At 74.0% G+C, this 12,832-nt stretch carries 11 protein-coding genes; 9 read left to right on the forward strand and 2 right to left on the reverse strand.

The genetic code is table 11. The annotated features are described in order from the left end of the window. Positions 1 to 212: 212 nt before the first annotated feature. The 9 genes from H7X46_RS02690 (at position 213) to H7X46_RS02730 (ending at position 12,073) form a co-directional block, all read left to right on the forward strand. Positions 213 to 449 carry a hypothetical protein gene (locus tag H7X46_RS02690; protein ID WP_186357889.1) on the forward strand — a complete coding sequence of 79 codons (237 nt, stop codon included), beginning with the start codon at positions 213 to 215 and terminating at the stop codon, positions 447 to 449. Then, complete coding sequence (locus tag H7X46_RS02695; protein ID WP_186357890.1) at positions 446 to 835, forward strand: hypothetical protein; 390 nt, start codon at positions 446 to 448, stop codon at positions 833 to 835. Before H7X46_RS02690 ends, H7X46_RS02695 begins: the two co-directional genes overlap by 4 nt. Beyond that, the gene (locus tag H7X46_RS30490; protein WP_370588573.1) at positions 832 to 1,431 is read left to right on the forward strand and encodes a WhiB family transcriptional regulator; all 600 of its coding nucleotides are present in this window, start codon (positions 832 to 834) and stop codon (positions 1,429 to 1,431) included. Before H7X46_RS02695 ends, H7X46_RS30490 begins: the two co-directional genes overlap by 4 nt. Next, a complete protein-coding gene (locus H7X46_RS02705) occupies positions 1,428 to 1,985 on the forward strand; it encodes a hypothetical protein (protein WP_186357891.1) in 558 nt (185 codons plus the stop codon). The genes H7X46_RS30490 and H7X46_RS02705 overlap by 4 nt, the downstream gene beginning before the upstream one ends. Next, a complete protein-coding gene (locus H7X46_RS02710; RefSeq protein WP_370588574.1) occupies positions 1,982 to 3,877 on the forward strand; it encodes a type IV secretory system conjugative DNA transfer family protein in 1,896 nt (631 codons plus the stop codon). Before H7X46_RS02705 ends, H7X46_RS02710 begins: the two co-directional genes overlap by 4 nt. Positions 3,878 to 3,921: 44 nt before the next feature. Then, positions 3,922 to 4,518, forward strand: a complete 597-nt coding sequence (locus H7X46_RS02715) for a hypothetical protein (RefSeq protein WP_370588576.1) — start codon at positions 3,922 to 3,924, stop codon at positions 4,516 to 4,518. Further along, positions 4,515 to 5,471, forward strand: a complete 957-nt coding sequence (locus tag H7X46_RS02720; protein WP_186357893.1) for a hypothetical protein — start codon at positions 4,515 to 4,517, stop codon at positions 5,469 to 5,471. Before H7X46_RS02715 ends, H7X46_RS02720 begins: the two co-directional genes overlap by 4 nt. A 232-nt stretch (positions 5,472 to 5,703) precedes the next feature. Next, a complete protein-coding gene (gene mobF, locus H7X46_RS02725; RefSeq protein ID WP_370588577.1) occupies positions 5,704 to 10,077 on the forward strand; it encodes a MobF family relaxase in 4,374 nt (1,457 codons plus the stop codon). A 655-nt stretch (positions 10,078 to 10,732) separates the two neighbouring features. Then, entirely contained in the window at positions 10,733 to 12,073 is a 1,341-nt protein-coding gene (locus tag H7X46_RS02730; protein WP_186357895.1) for a pentapeptide repeat-containing protein, read from the forward strand. Between the two features lie 167 nt (positions 12,074 to 12,240). Here H7X46_RS02730 and H7X46_RS28995 read toward each other — a convergent pair whose 3' ends face one another. Both H7X46_RS28995 and H7X46_RS02735 read right to left on the reverse strand, forming a co-directional pair. Beyond that, complete coding sequence (locus H7X46_RS28995; RefSeq protein ID WP_222131175.1) at positions 12,241 to 12,420, reverse strand: hypothetical protein; 180 nt, start codon at positions 12,418 to 12,420, stop codon at positions 12,241 to 12,243. Next, on the reverse strand, positions 12,417 to 12,803 hold the full coding sequence (locus tag H7X46_RS02735; protein ID WP_186357896.1) for a hypothetical protein: 387 nt from the start codon (positions 12,801 to 12,803) through the stop codon (positions 12,417 to 12,419). Before H7X46_RS02735 ends, H7X46_RS28995 begins: the two co-directional genes overlap by 4 nt. Between the last annotated feature and the right edge of the window lie 29 nt (positions 12,804 to 12,832).

The raw sequence follows: 12,832 nt of genomic DNA on the forward strand, positions 1-12,832 counted from the left end.
TCGGCGGGGCGGAGGGCCGTCCGGTCCGAGTTTGGCCCGGCCTCACTCCCCATCAAGGGCGCTGCGCGTCGCCTTCGGCGACCGGACTTCGTCCGGCCCTTGACGGCGAGCCTCGGAGGCCGTGCGCGCTGCGCGCGAGGTGGCGGGGCGAGCGCCCGCCACCCGTGGGCCGGACCGGCCGACCCTCCTCTCTATCGATCTCGGAGGCCAGCATGAACGCAAGCGTGGTGCAGGACCCGCCGGTGGTGGATCTGGCGGACGACCAGAGTGATCTCGTCGACGTGACGACCCTGGTGTGCCCGGGGTGCCGGGGCCCGGTGGTGGACGTTCCGCCGTCGGGGTGGCCGGCCCGCGCCGGTGTGGTGCCGGAGTTCTCGCACCCGGACGGGTCGGTGCTGTGCCCGGATGAGCTGGGGCGGGTTCCGGAGCCGGTCGAGGTGCGGTTGTGACCCGGCGGACGGCGGTGGAGTGGAGGGTTCCGGACCGGCGCCCGCAGGCCACCGAGCTGGATGCGCGGCTGTTGGAGCCGACCGGGCGGACGGGCCGGTTACAGGTGCTGGTGGATCACGACTCCCCGGCGGCCGGGCGCTGCCCCGGCTGCGGGTGGGTGTCGACGTCACGCCGGGGGGACTGCCCGTCGCGGGTGATCGCCCTGTCCCTGTTGGAGCGCAAGCCGTTGCCGGCGTGGCTGGCGCACCTGGTCGGGGTGGTGCCGGGGGCGCGGGTCAAGCGCGACAGCGCCGTGGATCGGCGGGCCGAGCGTGAGGCGCTGGACGGGTGGCCGGGGTTGTTCGAGGCCCCGGTGCGGGTCCCGGAGCCGCGGAGGCCGCGATGAGCAGCAAGAACAGCGGGAGCAGCAGCGGGATGGTGCGGCCCGGCGACGGGATCTTGGCGGACACACGACGCCGGGCCGCTCTCCCCACCAACAAGCATGTGGAGGCAGGAGAGATGACGAGGATAGAGCGCCGGCCGCGGGTCGGCGAGGGTCGGGGCTGGCGCGCCGACGCGGCGTGCCGGGGCACCGACCCGGAGACGTTCTTCCCGGTCGCCGAGGCCGGTCCGGCCCGGGAGCGGGCCGAGGCGGCGGCGAAGGCGGTGTGCGCGGGCTGCCCGGTGCGAGCCGAGTGTCTGGCCTGGGCCCTGGAGTCGTTGCCGTTCGGGGTGGCCGGCGGGATGGGCGAGGACGAGCGGGCTGCCCTGCGGCGCCGTCCGCGGGGCGGGCACCGGCCGAGGCCGATGACCCCGGCGCCGGCTCGACGTGGGAGCGGGCCGGTGTCGCCGGCCCGCGACGCCGGCTACGCCGCGCTGGCAGCGGGTCGAGACCGGACGACGATCGCCGCCGAGTGCGGGGTGACCCGGCGGACGGTGGACCGCTGGGCCGCCGACCTGCGCGCCGCCCAGATGCACGCGCCGGTCGGGGGTGCGCGATGAACCGCAGCGAGCAGGACGAGCGTGAGCGGTTGTTCGCGGCGCAGGTGCGTGCCCTGGTGTGGTCCGGTGCGGTGGAGGCGTTCGGCGCGGTCCGCCACGAGGACCCGATCGAGGGCTATCAGGTCCTGACCCGCTCGCGCCTGGATAACCCGCTCGCCGGAGTGACGGCGGCGCTGGTGGCCCGCAACGCCGCGGCCCGCCAGCTCGCAGAGTTCGCGGAGTCAGCGCGTGCGGCGGGTCGGTCGTGGGACGAGATCGGCGCCGCCCTCGGCCTGGACAGCGCGGGCGACGGCGGGGGCCGGTCACGGGCCGAGCTGGCGTTCGAGTGGCTCGTGGAGGGCCGCGAACCCCAGCCGGAGCCGGATCGGTGGCCCTCGTTCCGGGCGCCGACGACGTCGTGGCGGTGCGCCACCTGTGGGCAGCGGGTGACCGACCGGGGCCCGTACGAGTCACACCCCGACGACAACGAGGACGGCCACGCCGAGGCGTGCGCCCGCCACCGCGCCGACGTCAGAGCGTGGGTGCGCCGGACCGGATGGGAGGACGATCAGTGATCACCGTGTTGGCTTCTCTGGGTGCCACGCTGGTGGTGCTGCTGGTGTTCGCCGCCGGCGCCGCGCTGGCCTGGGGGCGCGGGGCCCGTTTCCTCGCGGTCGGGCTCGGGGTGATTGCGGTGTTGCCGGCGGCGACGTTGCTGCAGGCGTTGTCGTGGCCGGCGTTCGCCCTCGCCGCGCTGATCGTGGTGGCGGTGGTGTGGCACCGGTGGTCGCGGTCGTCGGCGACGGTGCACCGGTGGGCGGCCCGTAGCCGTCGCAAGGTCGGCGTTGCCTCGTCGCTGGACATCGTCCGCCACGCCGGCACCCTCGCGGTCCGCCGCAAGGCCACGACGGTGCGTCCGTCGCTGGCTGCGCTGTCGCGGTGGGAGCGTCTGCGGTTGCCGACCGCGGCGGCGGGTACGGAGTTGTGCCGGACCGGTGGGTTGCGGGTGTGGTCCTCCACCGAGGACGTCGTGATCGTGGTCGGCGGGCCGCGGACCGGCAAGACCGGCTGGCTGGCCGGCCGGGTCCTGGACGCGCCGGGCGCGGCGCTGGTGACCTCGACCCGTACCGATCTCGTGGAGCTGTGCGGGCCGTTGCGGGCCGGGCGGGGCTCGGTGTTCGTGTTCAACCCCGCCGGCCTGGGTGGGCGGGCGTCGTCGATCACCTTCGACCCGCTGACTGGCTGCACGGATGCGGTGACCGCGACCGAGCGGGCCACGGACATGATCGCCGCTGTCTCGCGCGGTTCGGGTGGGGATCGGGCGTTCTGGGACGGTCAGGCCCGTCGTGTGCTGGCCGCGTTGCTGCACGCTGCGGCCCTCGGCGACAAGCGGATGCCGGACGTGCTGGGCTGGGTGGCTGACCCGGATCTGGCCGGCCGGGAGGTTCCGGCTCTGCTCCGTAGGTCGGGGGTGGAGGCGTTCGAGCAGGACGCGATGCAGTTCATCACCACCAACGACCGCACCCGCTCGTCGATCACCTCGTCGGTGATGCCCGCGCTCGGGTGGCTGACCCACCCGGCCGCCGCCGCGGCCGCGGAGCCCGGCCAGGGCTTCGACGTCGCCCGCCTGCTCGACCAGCGGGCCACGGTGTTCCTGCTCGGCGCCGAGGAGGCCCAAACCGCACCGCTGGTGTGCGCGCTGACCGGCCACATCGCCCGTGAGGCCCGCCGGCTGGCCGCGTACCAGCCCAAGGGTCGTCTGGATCCGCCGCTGGGGTTGTTCCTTGACGAGGCCGCTCTCATCTCACCCGTGCCGCTCGAGAGCTGGACGGCGGACATGGGTGGTCGGGGTGTGAACATCGTCGCGGCGTTCCAGTCCCGCGCCCAGATCCTGGGGCGGTGGGGTGAGCACGGGGCGGCGACGATCCTGAACAACACCGCCGCCCTGATGATCTTCGGTGGGACCCGCGACAAGGCGGACCTGGAGTTCTGGTCCACCCTGGCCGGGGAGCGGGACGAGCGGATCACCACCACCGACACGAACGGCAAGGTGGCCTCTCGCACTGTGCGCAAGGTTCCCGTTCTGGCTCCGGCGCAGATCGCGAACCTGCCCGCCGGGCGGGTCGTGGTGATCCGCCGCGGGATCGCGCCGGTGATCGGCCGCACCCGCATGGCGTGGCGGCGGCGCGACGTGCGCCGCCGGGTGCGACTGCTCGCGCGGATCGAGGCCGAAACCCGGTGGCGTCGGCGCGTGGATCGGTGGGCGACCTGGCGCGACCACCAGATCGAATGGGTCCTGGTCGTGTTGGCGCGGCGGTGGCCGGCCCGGTTCGCCGAACCCGCCCGGCGAGCCGCGGAGGCCAACGCGATGTTCGCCGAGCTGCGCCGTATCCACACCAGCACCGACCCCACGGTGGCCGCGCTACCGGCCGGCCGGGACGACGTCGCGGGTGGTGAGCCGCGGTGACCGGCCCTATGCACCCGGAACCGCCGGAGGCGACGGATCGGTCGGTGTTGGCGGGACTGGCCCGTGAACTCGACGCCCTGCGCCGTGCGGTGGCCGAGCTGGAACCGGTCCCCGGGCAGGTCGAGGCGCTGGCGAAGCTGGTCGGCGAACTCTCCCAGGCCCTGGCTGCGGTGACCGCGCGCCGGCGGATCCCGGCAGCACCGTCCTGGCTACTGGCCCCCACCGACCCCGACCACGTCGCGCGGCTGCTCGACGAGCTGTGCGCCTGGCTGGAGACGGTTTTCCTCCGGTATCCGGACGGGGCGCAGGTGCTGCCCGAGTGCTGGCTGTGGCACCCCGAGGTCGTCGAGGAACTCCTGTGGCTGATGCACGCCTGGTGCGCCGCCTACCAAGGCCCCGGCGCCTCGGTCGGAGCAGCAGGCGACTGGCACGACCGCCAACGCCCCGGCGTCGTCGCCCGGGTCAAGAAGCAGGCCGGCGGCTGCTCATCCGAGCGACACCAGACCCGCCCGGGCTGGAGCAGCGCCCCGAGCGGCCCGATCGAGGTGCCCGGCCGGGGCGCGGTCGAGGCGATCACCCAGTGGTGGGCCCACGACCGCGACGCCGCCGCGCCCGAGCCGGTCGGAGGTGGCCGGCGATGAGCACCGGGCAGACGACGAACCTGTGGGGCAGCGACGCCCCCGTGACCGAGCCCGCGACGGCGCGGTCGGGGCGGTGGTCGCGGGCCGGGCTGTGGCTACCCGGCCTGGCGGTGGCAGTCGGTGCCGCGGTCGCGACCGCCCACGGCCTCTACGAGGTCGCCGTGGCTGCGCGGGTCCCGGCCGGGATCGCGTGGCTGTACCCGTTGATCACCGATGGGCTCGCGCTGGTCGCCTACACCGCCACAGCGCGGCTGTCCGGTCGGGCGGCGCGCTACGCGTGGGCGGTTGTGATCGTCGCCGCCGGGCTGTCGGGGGTCGCACAGGCGGTGTTCCTAGCCGGGCCGGCGCCGGTGCCGGGTGCGCCAGCGGTAGAGGCGGCGGCGATGCTGCGGTTCGGGGTCGGCGCGTGGCCCGCGATCGCTGCCGCGGTCGTGGCGCACCTGCTCTACCTACTCGCCGCCGACGATCACGCCCGCCGCACCACCACGCCCAGCTCCACGGTCGCCACGCCGGCCTCCTCCGGTGGTCTGGTGCCGGCCGTGGCAGAGGTGGCGCTGCGCAGTCGTGAGCCGGTGGTGTCGGGCCGGGCGGGCTGGGACACGGGACAGCCTGACCGTCCCGCCCTGGACACGCCGGGTGTCCCAGCGCTGTCCCGCCCGGTGTCCCACCCCGGGCCGTCCCAGCGTCCCGAGCTGTCCCAGCCGGTGCCGGACGGCGGCGGGGTGGGGGAGGCCGGGGCGGTCGCCCCGGCTCAGGACCGCGCCCGCGACACCGCCCGCGCCCACCAGCAGCGCCACGGGGACCTACCCACCGTGCGCGAGCTACAGGACCTCGCCGACGTCGGCCGGGGAACCGCAGCACGGGCTCTCCAGCAGCTCCGCGAACAGCCCCAGCAGGCCACCACCGGCCTGCACCTCGTCACCACCGAGCAGACCACCAGGACCCAGACATGACCACCAGCAGCGAGACCACCCAGCAGACCAGCACCACGAGGACCGCGACCGAGCACATCACCAGCAGCGAGAGCGACTACACCGAACAGACCAAGAGCACCCCAAGATCCAAGGCCTCACACCGAGGCATCACGATCCGAGGGGGCGGGCCGGCCTCCGGCCGGCCACGCCGAACCGCCCGCGTTGTCGATCTTGACGGGGCCGGTCGGAAGATCGTTTCGGGGTGGTCGGGGTGTTGAGGATCGCGACGGGCTACTCGCCGGACTACCTGTTGAAGGAGGTCGCGACCGGGCGGGAGAACTACTACACCGGAGCGGTCGCCGAGGGCGAGCCACCGGGCCGGTGGTGGGGTGCCGGCGCCGAGCGGCTCGGTCTGGCCGGTCTGGTCGATGCCCAGGACATGCGCGCGCTCTACGAGCGGTTCCTCGACCCCCGGGACGAGGGGTTCGGTGATCCGTCCCGGTGGGACGAGGTTGGGACGCTGGGACACACCGGACGCAGGTACCTGTCCGAGGACGATCTGTATGTCCAGGCGTTGGAACGGGAGCCGGACGCGGCGGCGGAACGCCGCGCCGAGCTGCGGACCGAGGCCGGGAAGGCGGCCCGGCACAACGTGGCGTTCCTGGACGCCACGTTCAGCGTGCAGAAGTCGGTGACGCTGCTGCACACCGCGTTCGAGGCCCGCGAGGTCGCCGCCCGTAAGGCTGGCGAGGAGGAGACGGCGGCGGCGTGGGGCGAGTTCCGGCAGGCGGTCGAGGACGCGATCTGGGCGGGGAACAACGCCGCGCTTGCCTATCTGGAGGACAAGGCCGGCTACGCCCGTATCGGCCATCATGGCGGTGCGGCGGGGCGGTGGGTGGACGCGCACGCGTTCACCGTGGCGTCGTTTTTCCAGCACGACTCCCGGGATCGGGACCCGCAGCTGCACGTCCACAACGCGATCCTGAACCGGGTGATGGGCCCGGACGGGGTCTGGCGGACCCTGGACTCGCGGGCGATCCACCGCTGGCGGGCGGGTGCGGGGGCGGTGGGGGAGCGCACGACCGAGGAGCGGCTCGCCGCGACGATCGGGGCCCTGGTCGCCACGCGCCCGGACGGGAAGTCCCGCGAGGTCGTCGGCGTGAGCGCCGAGGCGATGTCGCTGGTCAGTACCCGGCGGCATGCGGTGACGGCGAAGGCGGCCGAGCTGATCGGGGCGTTCGAGGCCCGCTACGGCCGCGCCCCGAACGGTGTCGAGCGCGACCGCCTGTCCCAGCAGGCCACCCTCGCCACGCGGGCGGCGAAGTCCCACGACGGCGAGAGCCGCGAGCAGCTCCTCGACCGTGTCGCGGACCGGCTGCAGGCCGACATCGCCGGCGGTCTGGCCGGGATCGCGGACACCGCGCTCGCCGCGCGGCGGGAGGGCGTGGCCCCGCAGGCGTTCAACCCCCAAGCGGTGATCGAGATAGCCCTGGAGGACGTCGCGTCGCGCAAGTCCGGGTGGACCCGCTCGGACCTGGTCCGCGCGGTGAACGCGGCGCTGCCGGACTATCTCGGTTGCCCCGACGGCGGCGACGTCGCGGCGCTGCTCGATCAGCTCACCGACCACGCACTCGAGTACGCGGTCGCGCTGGAGGCCGACAACCCCGCGACGGAGGTGCTGCCCGACGAACTGCGCCGCGCCGATGGCGAGTCGGTGTATTCCGCCCCGGGCGGGAAGGTCTTCTGCACCCCGGAGCAGGTCCGCTCCGAGCGGATCCTGCTCGCCGCCACCCAGTCCCGTGACGGGGCGGCGCTCACCACGGCCCAGGCCGACCGGTTCCTGGGCACGCTTCGGGGCGAGGGGATCGAACTCGGCGTCGACCAGGCGACGGCGGTGCGCGGGATCCTGACCTCCGGCGCGCGGGTCGAGACCCTCGTCGGGCCGGCGGGCACCGGGAAGTCGTTCGTGGTCGGGACCCTCGCCCGCGCCTGGACCGACCCCACCCTGCACCCACCAGGCGGCCCAACAAAGGGACCGGGGCGGGTGTTCGGGCTGGCGACCAGCCAGCAGGCGACCGAGGTCCTGACCGCGGAGGGGCTGGCCGCGTCGAACATCGCCCGGTGGCTCGTCACGCAGGACCGGCTCGCCGCCGCACCCGCCGAGCGGCGGGCAGCCGACGGGGACGAGGCGTGGCGGCTGGGTGAGGGGGACCTGGTGGTGATCGACGAATCCGGCATGACCGACACCGCTGCGCTGGCGGCGATCCACCGACGAGCGGACCAGGCGGGGGCGAAGCTGCTGCTGGTCGGCGACCACCGGCAGCTGTCCGCGGTGGGTGCCGGCGGCGGGATGGACCTGCTCGCCGCGGCCGGGTCACGCTACGAGCTGGCCGACGCCCGCCGGTTCAACGCCGAGTGGGAACGCACCGCGTCGTTGCGGCTGCGTGACGGCGACGAGGCCGTGCTGCGCACGTACCACCAGCAGGGCCGGCTCCTCGACTCCGGCACCCGCGAGGCCGCCGAGGCCTCGGCGGCGCGCGGGTGGCTGGCCGACCACCTCGCCGGGCGTCGGTCGCTGCTGCTGGTCGACACCAACGAGCAGGCCGCCCGCGTCTCGGCCGCGATCCGCACTGAACTCGTCGCGCTCGGCCGGGTCGCCGAGGATGGTGTTCGGCTCGGGTTCGACGGCACCACCGCCGGGATCGGGGACCTGGTCGAGGCCCGGGACAACAACTGGGACCTGGCCGGCTACGAGGGCAACCGCCGCGGCCCGCTCAACCGCGACCTCTACCGGGTCACCGCCGTCCGCGACGACGGCGCCCTGGAGGTCACCACCGACACCCACGGCGAGGGCATCGGCGTCCGGATGGTCCTGCCCGCCTCGTATGTCAGCGAGCACCTGGCCCTCGGTTATGCCGGGACCACCTACGCCGGGCAGGGCGCCACCGTGCACACCACCCACACCGTCGTCACCCCGACGACCCGGGCGAACTCCCTGTATGTCGCCATGTCCCGCGGGCGGGACCGCAACACCGCTCACGTCACGACCCGGGTCGCGCCCGAGGACCCCGCGGACGGCAGCGCCGAGCGGCACGAGCTGCACCGCGACCCGGTCGCGGTACTCGCCGGGATCCTCGACACCGCCGACCTGGCCCTCGACCGGTCGGCGTCGGCGATCGAGGCCGAGTCCGCCGAGTACGCCGGCAGCGCCCGGACGGCGGTCGAGCTGCTCGCCGACGCCGCCCAGCTCGCCGCCACCGAACGCACCGGCGCGTCACTGGACCGCCTCGTGCACGACGGTGCCCTCACGGACGAACAGCGCGCCCGGATCGCCGCCGAGGACGGCACCGCCGCCCTCACCCGGGTCCTGCGCCGCGCCGAGCTGGCCGGGCACGACCCGCACACGGTGCTCACCGAGGCCGTCGAACGCGGCCCCCTGACCGGGGCCCGGAACCTCAGCAACGTCGTCTACTCCCGCATCCGCGACAGCCACCGCCTCGACCCAGTCGGGGAACGGTGGACCGACTGGATCCCACGCACCGACAACCCCGAGTGGAACACCTACCTGCACCGCTTGGCCGAGGCCGCCGACCAGCGCGCCGACCAGCTCGGCACGGCCGCGGCCGACGAGCCGCCCACGTGGGCGATCGAGGCGTTCGGCGCGGTCCCGACCGAACCGCTGGCCCGGCAGCAGTGGTGCGACGACGTCGGGCGGGTCGCCGCCTACCGTGAGGTCCGCGACCACCACGACCAGGCCGACGCGCTGGGCCCAGCGCCGAAGCCCGGGCAGGCGGAGGAGTTCGCGGCTCACCGCGCGGCGTGGCGGGCGCTCGGGCGGCCGGAGATCGACCGCGAGCACCTGGAGCTGTCCAACGGCCAGCTCCGCATGAGGGTGCGCGCCTACGAGCGGGAACTCGCCGCGGCACCGCGCTACGTCGCCAACGAACTCGCCGGCACCCGCCAGGCCGCCGAAGCCCAGCGCCAGAACGCCGCAGTCACCCGCGCCACCATCGACACCACCCCCGACCACGCGGAGCGGGACCGGCTCGCCGAGCAGGCCGCCGACGCCGAGGCAATGGCCACGGTCCTGGAGCAGCGAGCTGCCCAGCTCCAGGAGATCGACGACGCCCGCAGCGCCTGGCTCGCCCACACCGCCCAGACCCGCGTGCAGGCCGAACTGTCCAAGGCCGAGCTGTCCGCCCGCGATGCAGCCGACGACCCCGACGACCGGGTCACCGCCGCGCAGTGGAAGGCCGCCCACGACGCCGCGATGGCTGAGGATGAGCAGCACCGCGAGGTCACAGAGGACGACGTCCACGACGCTCCTGAGGACGTTGAGGCCGTTGGGTGGTGCGAGGACGAGGCCGGCGAGGTGGCCGACAGTCTCCGCGAGGACGTCCGCGGCATCGCTGATAGCCGCCCGGCGCCGGTGCTGGAGGACGCGGTCCGGGTCCCTGAGGCAGCCGAGACGACCGACCACCTCAACCACGCCGGCCGCATCCTCGACGAGATCCGCTACCGCGACACCGCCGTGGACGACCAAGAAGAGCGGGCCGCCGAACTGGCCCGCTGGCACACCGACCAGCACATCGACGTCAACGACACCGCCGACGACTACGACGAACCAGCACTCGCCGACACCTGATCGTGACGGTGGCCGACAGCGGGGCCTACCCCGCCGCCGACCACCCCGAGACATCGACCGGCGGTGGGCCCTCGCGCCGCCAGGCCCACCGCAGCGTCGCCCGCGCCCCATCACCCCAACCCGGAGCACGATCCGCCCTACCGGGGTACAGCTCCTCGAACCGCTCCGCGGCGAGATACTCGGCCTCGATCAGCTCCTCGTACGCCGACGCTCGCGTGCGAGTCACCGGCGCCTCCGCCGGATGCGGCCGGCCCCACGGCGGCCGGTAGATCGCACACGCCATCCAATTGCACGTCGCCACCACCGCCGCGGCGTACCAGTCCAGGAGGCCACGGTCGGACTGCTCGGATGAGCGGCACTCCGCCGCTGCCCAGACCGCGGCGAACTCAGCACGCGGCACCCGAATATTCCCCACTGGAATCCGCGCGACCTGCTCAGCCGTAGTCGCCATGCACCCCAGGGTGACAGCAACCTCCGACAACAACGACGCATGAATCGCCCCGGACTCCGGGCTGACCAGGAAAGCGGCGCGACGAGGGCTCATAGCCAGATGTTGATCGTGGCGCGGTCGGCGGCGTTGAGTCGGTCGTGTCGATCGGGTCCCGCTGCTCGGGACCCGACGGTGGACCGGGTGCCCGTGTCGTCTCGTCACTCGATGTGCAACAAGAAGACGGTGAGGCGCGACGTATCCGGGGTGGGTGATCAGGTGTCGGCACGGGTGACGCGCTGGGTCGCCGTGGCCGGACTCGTGCTGGGCGTGGCGCTGGGGGTGGGCGTGGCGGTGTGGGGGTGGGTATCGGTGCCCGCCCTCTACCCGCCGCTCCCACCGAGCGCGACCGAGTCGGTGGACGCGACTCGGGAGGCGACCCGCTCGCAGGCAATCGTGACCACCCGGGCGAGCGTGCTGGCGGCGTTGGCCGGGCTCGGGGCGCTGGTCACGATCGGGATCAACTACCGGAATTCGCGCACCGCCGCGCAGAGCCTTCAGGTGGCGAACCGGACCTTCGAGATCACCGCACGTGGGCATCTCACCGACCGCTACGCCAAGGCAATCGAACACCTCGGCACGACGGAGGGGGAGGGCTCACTGGCGATCCGGCTCGGCGGGATCTACGCCCTGCAGCAGTTCGCCGTCGAGGCCGCCAACCCCGAGGACCAGACCACCGTAGTCGAGGTGCTCAGCGCGTTCGTGCGCACCAACCTGCCCCGACGCGGCACCCCGCTTGATCCACTGTCCGGCCCGCTGCCGGACGGGACACCGGACGCCCCGTCTGGCAGCGCACCCGCGCCTGCACCACGGCCGGCTGCGGGGGGACCGGTGGAACCGCCCCCGGACGTGCTCGCGGCCGTCTCCGTATTGGCCCAGCTCCCGGACCGGATCGAGCTGCGTGCCGATTTCGCCGGTGTCGATTTCACCGGTCTACATCTGGGCCGGGTCCGCCTGTATGCGGCCAATCTCGGCGGCGTCAACCTCGGCGGCGCCGTCCTCAGCCGTGCCGTCCTCAGCAACGCCGTCCTCCGCGACGCCGTCCTCCGGGACGCCGACCTCGGCCTCGCCAACCTCAACGACGTCACACTCAGCCACGCCGACCTCCGCGGCGCCGACCTCCGCGGTGCCGTCCTCCGCGGCGCCGTCCTCAACGGCGCCAAACTCAGCGGCGCCAAACTCAGCAGCGCCGTCCTCCGCGGAGCCGACCTTCGCCGCGCCGACCTCGGCCTCGCAGACCTCCGCCGCGCCAAACTCCGCGACGCCGACCTCCGCGACGCCGACCTCAGCGGCGCCGACCTCAGCGGCGCTAAACTGAGCGACGCCGACCTCAGCGGCGCCAGACTCAGCGGGGTGCGCGGGCTGGAGACCTCCCAACTCAGCGGCGCCAACCTCAGCGGGGTGCGCGGGCTGGAACCCGCTCAGCTGTCAGAGCTGGCAGAGTTCCAGCGCGCGGCATGGCGAGATGTGCCGGCAGGGTGGGGCAGGCCGGGGCCGGGCGCGGGCTGAGCCGCTCGGGGGCCACCGGCGGGTGCATCAGACACGGGTGCCCCGCAGGCCACCACAGCCCCTCCTCCTGGCTGATCGCCGGGAGCAGAGCCGGGCCGACACACGACCGACCATCGCGGCCCAGCGGTGTCCGGGATTCCGGCGACCACCCCAAGAGGGTGGGTCGATCACTGGCTGGCCGCGATGTGGATCCGGGTGTCGCTCGGGGCCGGTGTCTCGAGATCGGTCATGACCTCGCCGTCGAGCCGGAGCGTGCCTCGCTCCAGATGCTCGGCGAGCCGCTCCTCGGACATGCCGAAGGCGAGAGCGCGGCTCCGAACGGTCGGGGTCGGGTCTTCGGCGGTCACGGGATCAGCCCTTCCGCTGCTTCGGCGTGGGCGGCAGCCCAGCGCAGCGCCTTCGCGTGCAGCTCCCTGGCGTCCCGGCCGAGCGCCAACGGCTGCGGGCGGGTGTAGGGCCGACCCGACCGCGCGGCCTGCTCGTTCCTGTGTCTCTCGTCCCGCGCCGCCTCATCCCGCGGCAGCATCCGCCGCGGTGCGTCGAGCTGATCGGCGTGCTCCGCGCAGGCGAACGCCAGCCACAACATCTGCTTCTGCTCCGTGGCAAACATGACGACGCCGGCGTACGTCGCGCCCCCCGTGCAGCGGCCCGGCGGGCCCCCGAACCCGCTGACCCTCGCACCGCACCCGGAACCTGCGACATAGAACGGCTCGCGTCGCTGCTGGTCCATGTCGACCTCCCGGAAGCGTGTCACGCACG

It is taken from the genome of Pseudonocardia sp. C8 (genome assembly GCF_014267175.1).
In the GTDB taxonomy this organism is placed as follows: Bacteria; Actinomycetota; Actinomycetes; order Mycobacteriales; family Pseudonocardiaceae; genus Pseudonocardia.